Here is a 15,016-nt window from a genome sequence, read left to right as displayed (position 1 = left end):
CTCTCCGATGGGCTTGATGAGTGGCAAGCGCGGCTTGGTCATGGGCGTTGCCAACGATCATTCGATCGCTTGGGGTATTGCGAAGGCCGTTCACGCAGAAGGCGCGGAATTGGCTCTGACCTACCAGGGGGACCCCTTCCTCAAGCGCATCACACCCTTGGCCGAACAGCTCGGCGTCAGCGAACTGATGCAGTGCGACGTTGGCGCGGAAGGCTCGCTGGAGGCGGTGTTCGAGCGGCTCGGGCAGGTTTGGGGCAAGCTCGATTTCGTGGTCCATGCGGTCGCCTACTCCGACAAGGAGGAACTGAAGGGCCGCTACCTGGATACCAGCCGCGCCAACTTCGCGCAGACCATGGAGATCTCCTGCTACTCCTTCACCGCCGTCTCGCGCTTGGCGCAACCCCTGATGTCCGACGGCGGGTCGTTGATCACGCTCACCTACCTCGGGGCCGAGCGGGTGACGCCGAACTACAACGTTATGGGCGTGGCCAAGGCCGCCCTGGAGGCTTCGGTGCGTTATCTTGCCGTCGATCTCGGCGACACGGGAGTCCGGGTCAACGCCATCTCGGCGGGGCCGATGCGCACTCTCGCCGGCTCGGCGATCGCCGATGCGCGCTTCGTCTACGGCTGGAGCCGGGATCACGCGCCCCTAAAGCGGCCGGTTACGCTGGAGGAAGTCGGCCACACAGGCCTCTACCTGCTGTCGGATCTCTCGGCCGGCGTCACTGGTGAGGTTCTGCACGTCGACAGCGGCTACAACGTCGTCGGTATTCCGCATCCCGGCAGCATGACGTCCGGCGAAATCAAGAAGGCCAAGACTTAAACCTTCGACGGCGCCAGGCCGCGCGATCCTGCTCTAGAGCGCGATCGTGTTTGACGGAAGCGCCTTCGCTTCCGTCAAACACGTGAATGGCACTCTAAACTTATGATGAGAGTAGGATTCACGCCTTAGGTGGGATCGCCAAAGCGATTCCACCTAAGGCGATCCTGCTCTAAGAAGAAGGGGTGCGCCGGAGCAGCAGCAGACCGCCGGAGATGATCACGCCGGCGCCGATCCAGACCAGCAGATCCGGAAGTTCGTCGAAGACGAAGAAACCGATGGCGGAGGTTGCGACCAGTTCCAGGTAGACCAGCGGAGCCAGAGTCGAGGCATCGGCATAACGGAAGGCGGTGATCGAGAGGATGTGGCTGGTCGCGGACAGCAGTCCCATGATCATGAAGAGCAGCAGCTCGTTCCCTGTCGGTTGCGACCAGGTCCAGACGGCCTGCGGCGTCAGAAGCGCGGCGCCGACCAGGCATTGAAACGCGAGGGTCTGGATCGGATCGCTGCTCTGCGAAGCCAGGCGCGTCGCGATCATGTAGCAGGCGAAGCAGGCGCCGCTCGCCATGGCGAGCAGCACGCCGGGTTCCAGTTCCCCATCCGGCCGCAGGATCAAGAGCGCGCCGCCGAAACCGAGGAGCAAGGCGGCCACCTTGCGGCCCGTCAGCCGCTCTCCGAGCAACACGATGGCGAGAAGGGTGGCGATAATCGGGCCGACGAAGTAGGCGCTGATCGCCGTTGCCAGGGGAATCTCCGCAATCGCCAGAAAGTAGAGCGTCATCGCGGCCATCAGGAAAACGGTCCGCAGGAAATGCGGACCGAGTCCCTTACGCGGCAGGGCATGCCGCCCGTGGGTCGCCAGCGCCAACGGCAAAACGATCAGGCAGGCTGCGGCGTAGCGCGCCCAGCTGATGAAGAGCGGCGACTGGCTGCCGCTGAGATACTTCGCGAGCCCGTCGACCACCGGAATGGTCAACATGGCCAGGGTCATGAGAGCGATCCCGACCAGCGTCGCCGAACCGGCGCTCATGCGCAGCTCAAGTCTGCGGGGTATCACGGTTCGGCTGAATCCGGGCGCTGGTTGCGAAGAGGTCCGTGAACGGAACGGCGAGAGCGTTGCCCGCCTCCGGTCGATAGGATCTTAGAGCGCGAGCGGTTCCATGGCACGCACCGCTTGTGCGGGCCAGCTTTGCGTCGCTGGTCCGCGCGCAAAAGGAAAGCGGCGGCTCCGTCCTGGAACCGCCGCTTCGAACGTCGTCGGTCTTGAGGCTTAAGAAGCCGCCTGCTCCGTCTCCAGGTCCTCGCCGGTCTCCTGATTGACGACCTTCATCGACAGTTTCACCTTGCCGCGGTCGTCCAGGCCCAGGACCTTGACCTTCACCTCGTCGCCTTCCTTGACCACGTCGGTGACCGTTTGCACGCGCTGGGGCGCTAGCTGCGAGATGTGAACCAGGCCGTCGCGCGGGCCCAGGAAGTTCACGAAGGCCCCGAAGTCCATGATCTTCACGACCTTGCCGTTGTAGACCTTGCCCACCTCGGGCTCGGCCACGATCGACTCGATCCAGTCCAGTGCCCGTTGCATGGCGCTTTCCTCGACGGCCGCCACCTTGATCGTGCCGTCGTCCTCAATGTCGATCTTCGCGCCGGTGGTCTCGCAGATTTCGCGGATCACCTTGCCGCCGGTCCCGATCACTTCGCGGATCTTGTCCCGTGGGATGCTGATCGTGGTGATCCGCGGCGCGTGGGCCGACACGCCCTCGCGGGCGGCGCTGATGGCCTTGTTCATCTCGCCCAGAATGTGCAGACGGCCGTCCCTCGCCTGGTCCAGGGCGATCTGCATGATCTCCTGGGTAATCGAGGTGATCTTGATGTCCATCTGCAGCGAGGTGATGCCGGTGTCCGTGCCAGCCACCTTGAAGTCCATATCACCGAGATGGTCCTCGTCGCCCAGGATGTCGGACAGCACGGCGTAGCGCTCGCCCTCCTTGATCAGGCCCATCGCGATGCCGGCGACAGGGCGCGGGAGCGGCACGCCGGCGTCCATCATGGACAGGCTGGTGCCGCAGACGGTCGCCATGGAGGAGGAGCCGTTGGATTCGGTGATCTCGGAGATGATGCGCAGGGTGTAGGGGAAATCCTCGCGGCTTGGCAGAACCGGGCGCATGGCGCGCCAGGCGAGCTTGCCGTGTCCTATCTCACGCCGGCCCGGCGACCCGAAACGACCCGCCTCGCCAACGGAGTAGGGTGGGAAGTTGTAGTGAAGCAGGAAGGCTTCGCGATACTCGCCGTCGAGCGCATCGATGATCTGCTCGTCGCTGCCGGTACCCAGCGTCGTCGTGACCAGCGCCTGCGTTTCGCCGCGGGTGAAGAGGGCCGAGCCGTGGGTGCGGGTCAGCACGCCCACCTGGCAGTCGATCGCGCGCACCGTCCGGGTATCGCGGCCGTCGATCCGCTTGCCGGTGTCCAGGATGGTGCCGCGCACCACGTCGCTCTCCAGCGCCTTGAAGACGTCGCCGAAGACCGCGAGTTCCTCGTCGTTGTCGCCCAACGAGGCCTTCGCCTCCTCCTTGACCGCATCGACCGCGTTGCGGCGCTGGGTCTTGTCGGCGATGCCGTAGGCTTCGGCGAGCTTGCTGCCGAAGCTGTCTTTGAGCCGAGCCGCCAAGGGGGCCTTGGCCTCGGGCTCGGGCGTCAGGGTCCAGGGCTCCTTGGCCGCTTCTTCGGCCAGGTCGATGATTGCCTGGATCACCGGCTGCATCTGCTCGTGGCCGAAGGTGACCGCGCCCAGCATGATCTCCTCGGACAGCTCCTGGGCCTCGGACTCGACCATCAGCACACCCTCCTGGGTGCCGGCGACGACCAGGTCGAGATCGGAACTCGGCAGCTCGTCGCGCTGTGGATTGAGCACGTAGGCGCCGTCGATGTAACCGACCCGCGCCCCGCCGATCGGACCCAGGAACGGCAGACCGGAAATGGTCAAAGCCGCCGAGGTGCCCACCATGGCGACGATGTCGGGATCGTTCTCCAGGTCGTGGCTCAGCACCGTACAGATGACCTGGGTCTCGTTACGGAAGCCCTTGACGAACAGCGGGCGGATCGGCCGGTCGATCAAGCGGGAGGTCAGGACCTCCTTCTCCGTCGGACGGCCTTCGCGCTTGAAGAAACCGCCCGGGATCTTGCCGGTCGCGGAGGTCTTCTCCTGGTAGTGGACGCTCAGGGGGAAGAAATCGACGTCCCGCCCGGAGGTGGCGCCGACCACAGTGCAGAGCACCTGGGTTTCGCCGTAGGTCGCCAGAACGGCGCCGCTGGCTTGGCGGGCAATTCGCCCGGTCTCCAGGGTCAGCTTGCGGCCACCCCAGTCGAGTTCTTTCTTGTGGATCGTAAACATGGTGTCCTCTTCGGTCCGGCCGGCCGTCTTGCAGGCACCGGACCCGCGTAAGCCGCGTTGCCGCCCCGGGGGGATGGGGGCGGGGTCAGGCAACGCGGCTTACGTCGGCCCGGCGTTTTGGGACATCCGCCAGCCGGCCGGCCACGGAGATCCCTTCTCTTTCGATAGATGCGAAAACGTCGATAGATGCGAAAACCCGCCCAAACCCCGGCCGTACCTGGCATCGACGCGCTTTGCGACACGGGGTTCGGCGGGGGATGGGCGGGTCACGTCGCGGATCGGCTTGTTGCTAGCGGCGCAAGCCGAGGCTTTGAATCACCGACGCATAGCGCCCGTGATTCTTCTTTTTCAGATAGTCGAGCAAGCGCCGCCGCTGCCCGACCATGACCAGCAGGCCACGTCGGGAGTGGAAGTCATGCTTGTGGGTCTTCATGTGCTCCGTGAGGTTATTGATGCGTTCCGTGAGGATCGCGACCTGCACCTCGGGAGATCCGGTATCGCCCTCGCCGCGGGCGTATTCCTTAATCAGCGCGGACTTGCGCTCGGCAGTGATCGACATGTCTCTCTTCACTTCTCGACATCACAGGTTCAGGACCCGAACAGGCTTGACGTCTCCGGCCTCGAAACGCGCAATCGCCACCAGCCTGTCACCGGCCATGGCACAAAGGACGTCGCCGTTTTCGAGGTCGCGGATCCGGTCCAGGTTGGAGCGAGCGAGCATTGAAATCGCCTGCCCTTGCCTCAACCGGGTCGCCTCCTGGTCCGTCAAGGCCAGCGCCGGGATGTCGTCCAGCGCGGTCTTGACCGGGAGCAGAAGCTCCGCAGCCGTCGCAATCTGGGTCTTTTGTTCCAGCAAGTCCAGTGGAATCGCGTCATCAATCGCAAAGGGGCCGACCGCCAGGCGGCGGAGTTTGGCGATATGGCCATGGCAGCCGAGCAGCCTGCCCAGGTCCCGCGCCAGGGAGCGCATGTAGGCGCCCTTGCCGCAGTCGCAGTCGAAGGTGGCGTGGTCGTCGTCGTCCTGGGTCGCCAACTCCAGCCGGTCGATCCGCACGGTCCGTGCCTGCAGCTTCACCTCCTCGCCGTCGCGGGCCAGGTCGTAGGCGCGATGGCCCTCGACCTTGATCGCCGAGTAGGCCGGCGGAATCTGCGAGATTTCACCGACAAGCTTGGCGGCGGCCGCTTCGATCGCTGCGCGGTCCGGCCGTTCGTTGCTTTCTGCGACCACCGCGCCTTCGGCGTCGTCGGTTTCCGTCGCCTGACCCCAGCGCACGGTGAAGCGGTAGGTTTTTGCTCCCTCCATGGCCCAGGCGACGGTCTTGGTCGCCTCACCGAAGGCGAGCGGCAGGACACCGGTGGCAAGCGGATCCAGCGTACCGCCATGTCCGGCCTTACGGGCATCGAGCAGACGGCGCGCCCTGTTGAGTACGTCGGTCGAGGTCATGTCGGACGGTTTGTCGATGACCAGCCAGCCGTGCAGATCCTGGCCCTTACGACGCCGCGCCATTGTCGTCCTCTTGCGGCTTGACCGGTTCGTCCGGTCCCTCCGGTCCCCTGGGCAAGGTGTCGCGCCGCACACGCTCGCTGCGTAGCAGCGTGTCGATCTTCGCCGCCTCGTCGAAGGAACGGTCGGCCTGAAACGACAGGCGCGGCGTGAAGCGCAGATTCAGTTCGCGCGCCAGCTCATGGCGCAAGGCCGGCGCGGCCGTCCGCAGGTCGGCCAGGGTGCCTGGCATGTCCTGACCGCCGAGCGGCGTGACGAACGCCGTCGCCGCCTTCAGATCCGGGCTGACGCGCACCTCGGTCACGGTGATGTCGCGATGGGTCAGCACCTCGACGTGCGTGCGACCCTCCTGCAGCAGGCGCGCCAGCACGTGGCGGATCTGTTCGCCCACGCGCAGCTGGCGCTGACTCGGCGCTTTGGCCGCTCCGCGGCTCATGTCTCAGAAACCCTCACTTCCGCATCGCCTCGCCGGGCGGCCGCACGCCGGTTAAAGCGTGCGGGCCACTTCGACGATCTCGTAGCACTCGATGCGGTCACCCTTCTGGATGTCCTGGTAGTTCTCGAAGGCCATGCCGCATTCGTAGCCCTGTTGAACCTCGCGAACCTCGTCCTTGAAGCGGCGCAGGCTCTTCAGCACGCCGTCGTGGATCACCACGTCGTCGCGGAGCAGACGCACGCGGGCACCGCGCTTGACCTGCCCTTCGGTGATCATGCAGCCGGCGACCTTGCCGGATTTCGACACGCTGAAGACCTCGCGGATCTCCGCGTATCCCAGGAACTGCTCGTTCTGCTCCGGCGCAAGCATGCCCGAGAGGGCCTGCTTCATGTCGTCGATCAGCTCGTAGATGATCGAGTAGTAGCGGATGTCGACGCCGTCGCGCCGCGCCAGCTCGCGGGCTTGGGCGTTGGCGCGCACGTTGAAGGCCAGGATGATGGCCTCGGACGCCCGCGACAGGGTGATGTCCGACTCGTTGATGCCGCCGACGCCCGAATGCAGAACCTGGACACGGACTTCCTCGGTCCCGAGGCGGTTCAACGCGCCCAGGATGGCCTCCAGCGAGCCGTGCACGTCCGTCTTGATGACCACGGGCAGGCTTTGGGCCTCGCCCTCCTTGATCTTGGAGAGCATCTGGTCGAGCGTCCCGCGCCCCTGCGCGGCCAGTTCGGTCTGACGCCGTTTCTCGTGGCGGAAAGCGGCGACCTCGCGGGCGCGGGCGTCGTCCTCGACCACGATCAACTCGTCGCCGGCCTCCGGTGTGCCGGAAAGACCGAGCACCTCGACCGGCTCGGAAGGACCGGCCGATTTCACCTGCTCGCCACGGTCGTTGATCAGCGCGCGCACCCGCCCCGACTCCGATCCCGCGACGAAGATGTCACCGACCTTCAGGGATCCGCGCCGTACCAGCACCGTTGCCACGGAACCTCGGCCCTGCTCCAGCTTGGCCTCGACGACCACGCCCTCGGCCCGCCTCTCGGCGTTGGCCTGCAGTTCCATCAGCTCGGCCTGCAGGACGATCGCTTCCTCCAGGTCTTCCAAGCCCTGCCCCGTGATCGCCGAGACGGGCACGCAGATGATGTCGCCGCCCATGTCTTCGGGGATCAACTCGTGCTGCAGCAGCTCGTTCTTGACCCGGTCGGGCGTGGCATCCGGCTTGTCCATCTTGTTGATGGCCACGATGATCGGCTTCTCCGCCGCCTTGGCGTGGCTGATGGCCTCCACGGTCTGGGCCTTGATGCCGTCGTCGGCGGCCACGACCAGAACCACGATGTCGGTGACGTCGGCGCCACGCGCGCGCATTTCCGTGAAGGCGGCGTGGCCCGGCGTGTCGAGGAAGGTCAGCTTGTTGCCCGCCGGCGAGACGATCTGATAGGCGCCGATGTGCTGCGTGATGCCGCCGGCCTCGTGAGAGGCCACGTCGGTTTTGCGCAGGGCGTCGAGCAGGCTGGTCTTGCCGTGGTCGACGTGTCCCATGATCGTGATGACCGGAGCGCGTTCTGACAGATTCTCGCCGTCGTCACCGTCGTCGGCGCGCAGGCCGATCTCGATGTCGTCGGCGGACACGCGCTTGGCCTTGTGGCCGAATTCCTCGACGACGAGCTCGGCGGTGTCGGCATCGATCGTCTGGGTGATGGTCGCCATCACGCCCATCTTGAAGAGCGCCTTGACCACCTCGCCGCCGCGCTCGGCCATGCGATTGGCCAGCTCCTGCACGGTGATGGCCTCCGGTATGGTTACCTCGCGCAGGACCTTGGCGCCTTTCTGCAGAGCTTCGCGCGACTTCTGCTTTTCGCGCTCGCGCTGGCGCTTGAGGGCCGCGAGGGAGCGCACGCGCTCCTCGCTGTCGTCCTCCAGTGCCTGGCTGATCGTCAGTTTGCCCTGGCGCCGCCGGGGTTCGCCTTTCTTGGCGGTCGGGGCCGGGACCGGCTTTGCCTTGCTGCGCTTCTTGCTTTCGGCGCTCTCGGCCTCCTCGGCCGGCTTGCGCTTGGGCGCTGCGGCGCCTTCCTTTGGAGCCTGGGCTTGCTTGGCGGCGATCTCGTCCGGTGTCGGAACGGCCGGTTCCGGCGCGCTCTCCACGGCAGGCGCTTCCGCCGGCTGGCTCTCGGCGGCCTGCGCCGCCTGCGTTTCGGCAGCCCGCTTCGCCTCTTCTTCTTCGCGTGCCTGGCGCTCGGCTTCTTCCCGAGCCCGGCGTTCGGCCTCGACGGCCTCACGCTGCTTGCGCTCTTCCTCTTCCTGGGCGCGGCGCTCGCGATCCACATGCGCCTGCTCGATGGCCCTCTGGCGGGCTTCCCGTTCGGCCGGCGTCAGGTTGGACAGGTCCTCGGCCGCCGGCGCTGGCGCGGCGGCGGGTGCCGCTGCGCTCGAGGCGACCGTTTCGGTCTGCGTTTCGGCCTCGGTCGCGCCAGGCCGAACCTCGGCCATCTTGCCGCCTTCGCCGGCGCGATAGGTCCGCTTGCGCTTAACCTCGACCTGCACCGTCTTGGTGCGGCCATGGCTGAAGGACTGGCGAACCTGACCCGTTTCGACCGTCTTCTTCAGTTCGAGTTTTTTCGACCGCCCAAGCGTGAGCGGCTTTTTTTCCCCGGACGTCTTCTCTTCTTTGGTCGTTGTCATGGTCTCTCTAGTCTAACGCGGCTTGCGTTCGCTGGCGGCTGCCTTTTGTGCGGCTGCAGCCGTTTCATAACTCAGGAGCTGTTCTGTCGTCGAAACTAATTGCTTGGCCAGCCCACCCGGTGCGATGGCCACATGAACGACGCTGGTCCGTCCGAAAGCGGTTCCAAGCTCGGTCTGGCTGAACATCTCCACCAAGCTGAGCCGGGAATTGGCTGATTCCTCAAGGGTTTCCGCGATCGCCGCCGCGACGCCGGCCAGCCTTTGCCGGCTGCCGGGCGAGCCGTCGGCAGCCTGCACCACCAAGGCCGCACGCCCCTGCTCGATCCAGCTTTTCACGCGGTCGAAGCCGGCGACAGCCTGACCGGCCCGTTTCGCGAAGCTGATCAGATCGAGGATACGGCGACGCAGCAGGTCATCCACGCGGGCCGGCAGGTCCTCCGGAACGGCGACCGGCTGTCTCGCGGCCTTCGTGAATAGCTTCTTCGCGATCGCCGTTTCCAGCAAGGCGCGATCCGGCGTGACGTAGAGACCGCGGCCGGGCAGCTTCTCCCCCAGGTCGGGCACCAGTTGACCCTCGGGAGAGACGACGAAGCGCAGCAGGCCGCCCTTGGGACGACTCGCGCGGGTGACCAGGCAGCGCCGCTGCGGCCCGGCCGACTTCCGGCTGGGGGCGGAGGCGTTGCGTCCGATCTCCGAACGGTCGTCCTGGTGCGTTGCGGGGGGCGCCTGCATTCGGTCCCAGATGGCTCCTCTCGGCTTACGATCCCGGCTGGGTCGAGTTTTCGGTCTCGGGCGTTCCGGTCTCGGGCGTTCCAGTCTCGGGCGTTCCGGCCTCGGAGGCTTCCGGGGCCGGCGTGTCGTCGTCGCCGAACCAGTGGGCGCGTGCCGCCATGATGATGGCGTTGGCCTCCTCCTCGCTCGGCGCTTCCTCTCCCAGGATTTCGATCAGCTCGTCGCTGGCGAGGTCGCCCAGATCGTCGAGCGTCTTGATCGGTCCATAGGGTTCGGCAGCCTCGCCGAGCTTGACCAGCATGGAGGCTGTCAAACCCTCGATGGCGGCAATCTCGTCGCTGACCCCCATCTCCGCCCGCTTGGCGTCGAGCTGACGCTCCTGCTCTTCGAGCCAGGATTCGGCGCGTGCGCGCAACTCCTCGGCCACTTCCTCGTCGAAGCCCTCGATGTCGATCAAGTCCTCGATCGGCACATAGGCGATCTGCTCCACCGACGTGAAGCCCTCGGCGACCAGAAGGTGGGCAATGACGTCGTCGACGTCGAGCGCCTCGATGAAGAGCTGCGAGCGGTTGTGGAACTCTTGCTGACGGCGGGCGCTTTCTTCCTCTTCGGTCAGGATGTCGATATCCCAACCGGTCAACTGTGAGGCGAGGCGGACGTTCTGGCCGCGCCGGCCGATGGCCAGCGACAGCTGCTCGTCGGGAACCACCACCTCGATCCGGCCCTGCTCTTCGTCGAGCACAACCTTGGTGACCTCGGCCGGCGCCAAGGCGTTGACCACGAAGGTTGCCGGTTCCGGCGACCAGGGGATGATGTCGATCTTTTCGCCCTGCAGCTCCGCGACCACGGCCTGCACGCGGCTGCCGCGCATGCCCACGCAGGCTCCGACCGGATCGATCGAGTTGTCGTGGCTGATCACCGCAATCTTGGCGCGACTGCCGGGGTCGCGGGCGACCGCCTTGATCTCGATGACACCGTCGTAGATCTCCGGAACCTCCTGGGCGAAGAGCTTCTTCATGAAGTCTCCGCGCGTGCGCGACAGGAAGATCTGCGGGCCACGCGGCTCGCTGCGCACGTCGTAGATGAAGGCACGCACCCGGTCGCCGGTCCGCACGGATTCACGCGGCAGGGTTTCGTCGCGGCGCATCAGACCTTCGGCGCGACCCAGATCGACGGTGACGTTGCCGAACTCGTTGCGTTTGACGATGCCGTTGACGACCTCGCCGACGCGGTCCTTGTACTCCTCGTACTGGCGGCCGCGTTCGGCGTCGCGCACGCGCTGTACGATCACCTGCTTGGCTGTCTGGGCCGCGATCCGGCCGAGATCGATCGGCGGCAGCTCGTCGATCAATTCGTCCCCGAGTTGGGCCTCGGGCTCGCGCAGGCGGGCGTGATCCGGCGTGATCTCGGTGAACTCGTTCTCCACCGGATCGGCGACCGTCAGATAGCGGCGCAGTTTGATCTCGCCGGTTCGGCGATCCATCTCGGCGCGAATGTCGTGCTCGTGGCCGTACTTGGCCCGGCCCGCCTTCTGGATCGCCTGCTCCATGGCGACGATCACTTCGTCCGGTTCAATTCCTTTTTCGCGCGCAACCGCTTCGGCCACTTGCAGCAGTTCGGTGCGATAGGTCGGCGTGGTGTCCATCGCTTTTCGTCGTCCGTCCTCAGGTCTCCGACCGGCTCGGCGCTGTCCTCTTCAGCAACGCCTCGGTCATGATCAACTTTGCCTTGGCGATCTCGGCGAAGGGCAGGTGCTTGCGCCCCTCCTGCGTGTCGATCACCACCTCCTGCCCCTCGACCCCGACCAGCGGTCCGCTGAAGCGGCGCTGGCCCTCGCGGGGGGCGATCAGTTCCACGCGGGCCTCGAAACCGGCCCAGCGGGAGAAGTCTTTCAGCCGCGTCAGCGGCCGGTCTATCCCCGGCGAGGCCACCTCCAGCAGGTAGGCTTTCCCGATCGGGTCTTCCACGTCGAGCAGCGTGGATACCGTGCGGCTGGCCTTGGCACAGTCCGCGACAGTCATGCTGCCGTCAGGCCGTTCGGCCAGCACCTGCAGCTTCAGCTTGACGCCGCGACCGCCCGAAAGCTGCACGCGAACCACGTCGAAGCCCAGGTCTTCGAGCGCCGGCGTGATCAGATCCGACACGGCAGCGGCTTGCGCCGTATCGATGCTCCCGGTCCCGGCGTCGGTCCCAGCGTCGGTTGTGCGGCCCGCCGTCGCGGCGCGCTTCTTCTCCCGGTCGTCTCGCCTGCGGGCCGAACGCTTCATCGCCGCGGCGACCTCCCAACAACGCCTACCCGCCGGCATCCAGCAATAAAAAATGGCGGGCCGAGGCCCACCATATCGATTGAGCCGACCCAAACAGCGAGCCTTCTCTATGGCAGCTATGAAGATAATCCCGGAGGGGTCGAAGTTTCAAGGCGGAAGCGCGCTTTCTCTCCGCTCGCCTCACACGCGGGGGCGGCGACGGAACTTCAGATAGATGGGTCGCCGGCCCGCTGCGACGGCTTTGGCTTCGTACCTCGTTCCGGGCCAGTCGTCCGGGCGCCCAAAGGCATCGGCAGCGGCGCGCGCTGTCCAGATAAAGTCGGGACTCTCCAGCAACTGCTTCAACATCCAGGCCTGCATCTTGGGATCGTCGCTTGCGGCCCGCAGTTCCGCTCCGTCTCTCATGGCCTGCGCCAACAGGTCGAGCGTTTCGCGCTGCAGGAAGCGGCGGCTGGCATGGCGACGTTTCGGCCAGGGGTCGGGAAACAGCAGGAAGGCGCGCGCGAGGCTGCCTGCGGGAAGGCGTTCCAGCAGCAGGCGGGCGTCGGCCATGGCGATGCGGACGTTCTCGAGAGCATCGCGCTCCACGGCGCGGAGCAGGCTGGCGACGCCGTTCTCAAACACCTCGCAGCCGATGATCCCGATATCCGGGTTCTCGCGCGCTTGCCAGGCAAGGTGCTCGCCGCCGCCGAAGCCGATTTCCAGCCAAACGCCTCCATTGGCCGAACCGAACTGTGTCTGCAGGTCGAGCGAGCCGCTCTCTGGCAGCGTCACGGCGAGCTGCGGCAAGACCTCCGTCATCAGGCGTTGGAGGCCTGTTCGCAATGGCCGGCCCTTGCGGCGGCCGTGAAGCTTCGGACGAAGCATGATGCTCAGGGTCTTGCGGGCTAAGGGCGGCCGACGACTTACGAAAAGCTTCCGCCTCTCGAACAAGGCCTGCTGAATGAAGGAACCAGCCCAGCCCCTCGCGCGACAGGCTGGCCGAGGCTAGTGGACCGGCGCAGGCGACGAGACGGCGCGATCAGGCGACGCCAAAGTGGGACTTCAAAGCCTCGACCAGATCGGTCCGCTCCCAGGAGAAGCCGCCGTCGGTTTCCGGCTTGCGTCCGAAGTGGCCATAGGCCGCGGTGCGTGCGTAGACCGGTCGATTGAGGTGAAGGTGCTCGCGGATCCCGCGCGGCGATAGCTCGACCAACTGACACAAGGCCTTGGCGATCTCGTCCTCCGACACCTTGCCGGTGCCCTCGGTCCCGACGTAGACGCTCAGGGGTTTCGAGACGCCGATCGCATAGGAAAGCTGCAGCGTGCAGCGTTCGGCAAGCCCCGCCGCGACCACGTTTTTCGCGAGGTAGCGGGCGGCGTAGGCGGCCGAGCGGTCGACCTTGGTAGGGTCCTTACCGGAGAAGGCGCCGCCGCCATGCGGTGCGGCGCCGCCATAGGTGTCGACAATGATCTTGCGGCCGGTCAGCCCCGCGTCCCCGTCCGGACCGCCGATCACGAAGCGGCCCGTCGGATTGACGTAGAAATCCTCCTCCGGGCACATCCAGCCCTCGGGCAGGACGTTGATCACGTGCGGACGCACGATCTCGCGGACGTCGTCCTGGTTCAGGTCTTCGCGATGCTGAGTGGACACCACGACGGAGGTGGCGCGAACCGGCTTTCCGTTTTCGTAGGCGAGCGTCACCTGACTCTTGGCGTCCGGACCCAGGCCCGGTTCCGCACCCGAATGCCGCGCCTCGGCAAGCGACTTCAGAATGCTGTGGCTGTAGTAGATCGGCGCCGGCATCAGATCTTCGGTTTCGTCGCAGGCAAAGCCGAACATGATGCCCTGGTCGCCTGCGCCCTCATCCTTGTTGCCGGCTGCGTCCACACCCATCGCGATGTCTGCCGACTGTTTGTGGATGTAGTTCTCCAGGGTCAGGGTCTTCCAGTGAAAGCCTTCCTGTTCGTAGCCGATGTCCCTAACCGCATGCCTGGCGACATCCTCCAGCATCTCCTTGCTAACCTGCTCGGGGCCGCGGACTTCGCCGGCCAGAACGACACGGTTTGTCGTCGTCATGGTTTCGACGGCCACGCGTGCCTGCGGATCATGGGTCAGGAAGGTGTCGACGATGGCATCCGAAATACGGTCGCAGACCTTGTCCGGGTGCCCCTCCGATACGGACTCGCTGGTGAACAGGAAATTGCCGGCACGCACGTCTTATTCCTCCGCTCGCTAGACCCGGATCTCGGGACTTCTTGAATGTCTACGATGAAGCGCCGAGGCCTCTTGTTTGGGCGCGACGGTGTTGAGGCACCGTGCGGCTCACCGTGCAAGTAGCGGACTGCAATCCGGTGCAACGCGGAGCGGCGCCACTTTGCAAAGAGCGGGTCGTCGGCGCAAGTCCGGATTAGGACATCGTTCGCATTTACGTGAGGGAAGGTGTAGGCGGCGATGTGACCTTTTCTAGTCGGTCACTCCTCGGGCGCGCGTCCGACGACTTCGTCACTGCGGGCTGCCAGGGCCTTGGTCATCTCGAACAGCCGTTTACGCACCTGCGAGTCGTGAATGCGATAGTAGGCTCTGACGAGTTCCAAGGTTTCGCGCTTGGCCATAGGGTCGGGTTCGGCCTCATAGGGCTCCGGCTGTTCGGCCAAGCCGCGCAGCTGACCGGGCGAACGGACTGCAACCTCGTCGTGCATTTCCTCGAAGAAGAAATTGATGTCGGTGTCGAGCACGCGCGCCAGATCGTAGAGGCGGCTCGCGCTGACCCGGTTCGCGCCTCTTTCGTACTTCTGCACTTGCTGGAAGGTGAGCCCGATCGCCTCGCCGAGCTTCTCCTGGCTCATTCCCAAAAGAGTACGGCGCTGCCTCACTCTTTGCCCAACGTGTACATCCACTGGGTTAGGCCCGTCGCCTCCTCGCCCTTTCGGACGTTGCGTAGTCATCCCCGCATGTGCCCCTGTCGCTGAACGTTGCCGATATCCAAGGCCTAGTCACACTTATGTATGCCGTCAACTATCTAATTTTGATACCACTTCGGAGCGAAACTACGAAAAGAAGACTTTTCGTTACGCTAGTACTTTGTTGCGCTATTTAGAAGTACAAGCATTGCAGCACCTGCTTTGCGTGAATTCACGCTAACGTATATGTGAGGGTGTTCGACACTGAGCTCCGACCTTGGGCGCGTTATATCAGCCAAGGCAGTGTTGT

General features: G+C 65.3%; 13 protein-coding genes. 1 reads left to right on the top strand and 12 read right to left on the bottom strand.

From position 1 onward, the window contains the following. Positions 1-16 precede the first annotated feature (16 nt). Positions 17-823, top strand: coding sequence for an enoyl-ACP reductase FabI (locus tag ACO054_RS17405; protein ID WP_421710383.1), 807 nt, complete (start codon positions 17-19; stop codon positions 821-823). Positions 824-992: 169 nt separating this feature from the next. Here the strand turns inward: ACO054_RS17405 and ACO054_RS17400 are convergent, their stop codons facing one another. From ACO054_RS17400 to ACO054_RS17345, 12 genes are all read right to left on the bottom strand, one after another. After that, the gene (locus tag ACO054_RS17400) at positions 993-1,850 is read right to left on the bottom strand and encodes a DMT family transporter (RefSeq protein WP_421707850.1); all 858 of its coding nucleotides are present in this window, start codon (positions 1,848-1,850) and stop codon (positions 993-995) included. A 240-nt stretch (positions 1,851-2,090) separates the two neighbouring features. Next, positions 2,091-4,208 carry a polyribonucleotide nucleotidyltransferase gene (gene pnp, locus ACO054_RS17395; RefSeq protein WP_421707849.1) on the bottom strand — a complete coding sequence of 706 codons (2,118 nt, stop codon included), beginning with the start codon at positions 4,206-4,208 and terminating at the stop codon, positions 2,091-2,093. Between the two features lie 289 nt (positions 4,209-4,497). Then, a complete protein-coding gene (gene rpsO, locus ACO054_RS17390; RefSeq protein ID WP_375593782.1) occupies positions 4,498-4,767 on the bottom strand; it encodes a 30S ribosomal protein S15 in 270 nt (89 codons plus the stop codon). A gap of 21 nt (positions 4,768-4,788) precedes the next feature. After that, a complete protein-coding gene (truB, locus tag ACO054_RS17385; RefSeq protein WP_421707848.1) occupies positions 4,789-5,715 on the bottom strand; it encodes a tRNA pseudouridine(55) synthase TruB in 927 nt (308 codons plus the stop codon). Next, positions 5,699-6,148, bottom strand: coding sequence for a 30S ribosome-binding factor RbfA (rbfA, locus tag ACO054_RS17380; protein WP_421707847.1), 450 nt, complete (start codon positions 6,146-6,148; stop codon positions 5,699-5,701). The genes truB and rbfA overlap by 17 nt, the downstream gene beginning before the upstream one ends. A 51-nt stretch (positions 6,149-6,199) precedes the next feature. Continuing rightward, complete coding sequence (gene infB / locus ACO054_RS17375; protein ID WP_421707846.1) at positions 6,200-8,824, bottom strand: translation initiation factor IF-2; 2,625 nt, start codon at positions 8,822-8,824, stop codon at positions 6,200-6,202. A 12-nt stretch (positions 8,825-8,836) separates the two neighbouring features. Continuing rightward, positions 8,837-9,556 carry an RNA-binding protein gene (locus ACO054_RS17370; protein ID WP_421707845.1) on the bottom strand — a complete coding sequence of 240 codons (720 nt, stop codon included), beginning with the start codon at positions 9,554-9,556 and terminating at the stop codon, positions 8,837-8,839. A gap of 25 nt (positions 9,557-9,581) precedes the next feature. Beyond that, a complete protein-coding gene (gene nusA, locus ACO054_RS17365; protein ID WP_421707844.1) occupies positions 9,582-11,201 on the bottom strand; it encodes a transcription termination factor NusA in 1,620 nt (539 codons plus the stop codon). A gap of 19 nt (positions 11,202-11,220) precedes the next feature. Continuing rightward, positions 11,221-11,823 carry a ribosome maturation factor RimP gene (gene rimP, locus ACO054_RS17360; RefSeq protein ID WP_421707843.1) on the bottom strand — a complete coding sequence of 201 codons (603 nt, stop codon included), beginning with the start codon at positions 11,821-11,823 and terminating at the stop codon, positions 11,221-11,223. Between the two features lie 180 nt (positions 11,824-12,003). Then, the gene (trmB, locus tag ACO054_RS17355; protein WP_421707842.1) at positions 12,004-12,690 is read right to left on the bottom strand and encodes a tRNA (guanosine(46)-N7)-methyltransferase TrmB; all 687 of its coding nucleotides are present in this window, start codon (positions 12,688-12,690) and stop codon (positions 12,004-12,006) included. Positions 12,691-12,844: 154 nt separating this feature from the next. Beyond that, positions 12,845-14,020: a methionine adenosyltransferase gene (gene metK / locus ACO054_RS17350; protein ID WP_421707841.1), complete on the bottom strand. Its 1,176-nt coding sequence runs from the start codon at positions 14,018-14,020 to the stop codon at positions 12,845-12,847. A gap of 257 nt (positions 14,021-14,277) precedes the next feature. After that, a complete protein-coding gene (locus tag ACO054_RS17345; RefSeq protein WP_421707840.1) occupies positions 14,278-14,751 on the bottom strand; it encodes a helix-turn-helix domain-containing protein in 474 nt (157 codons plus the stop codon). Positions 14,752-15,016: the final 265 nt, after the last annotated feature.

The sequence above is a fragment of the Algihabitans sp. genome (assembly GCF_965226985.1).
GTDB lineage: Bacteria > Pseudomonadota > Alphaproteobacteria > Kiloniellales > DSM-21159 > Algihabitans.
This window is presented reverse-complemented; position numbering and strand designations above follow the sequence as displayed.

Excerpts from the sequence above, each read along its gene's own strand:
- ACO054_RS17405 (WP_421710383.1), top strand. The coding sequence starts at position 17 with ATGAGTGGCAAGCGCGGCTTGGTCATGGGCGTTGCCAACGATCATTCG.
- ACO054_RS17400 (WP_421707850.1), bottom strand. The coding sequence starts at position 1,850 with ATGAGCGCCGGTTCGGCGACGCTGGTCGGGATCGCTCTCATGACCCTG.
- pnp (WP_421707849.1), bottom strand. The coding sequence starts at position 4,208 with ATGTTTACGATCCACAAGAAAGAACTCGACTGGGGTGGCCGCAAGCTG.
- rpsO (WP_375593782.1), bottom strand. The coding sequence starts at position 4,767 with ATGTCGATCACTGCCGAGCGCAAGTCCGCGCTGATTAAGGAATACGCC.
- truB (WP_421707848.1), bottom strand. The coding sequence starts at position 5,715 with ATGGCGCGGCGTCGTAAGGGCCAGGATCTGCACGGCTGGCTGGTCATC.
- rbfA (WP_421707847.1), bottom strand. The coding sequence starts at position 6,148 with ATGAGCCGCGGAGCGGCCAAAGCGCCGAGTCAGCGCCAGCTGCGCGTG.
- infB (WP_421707846.1), bottom strand. The coding sequence starts at position 8,824 with ATGACAACGACCAAAGAAGAGAAGACGTCCGGGGAAAAAAAGCCGCTC.
- ACO054_RS17370 (WP_421707845.1), bottom strand. The coding sequence starts at position 9,556 with ATGCAGGCGCCCCCCGCAACGCACCAGGACGACCGTTCGGAGATCGGA.
- nusA (WP_421707844.1), bottom strand. The coding sequence starts at position 11,201 with ATGGACACCACGCCGACCTATCGCACCGAACTGCTGCAAGTGGCCGAA.
- rimP (WP_421707843.1), bottom strand. The coding sequence starts at position 11,823 with ATGAAGCGTTCGGCCCGCAGGCGAGACGACCGGGAGAAGAAGCGCGCC.
- trmB (WP_421707842.1), bottom strand. The coding sequence starts at position 12,690 with ATGCTTCGTCCGAAGCTTCACGGCCGCCGCAAGGGCCGGCCATTGCGA.
- ACO054_RS17345 (WP_421707840.1), bottom strand. The coding sequence starts at position 14,751 with ATGACTACGCAACGTCCGAAAGGGCGAGGAGGCGACGGGCCTAACCCA.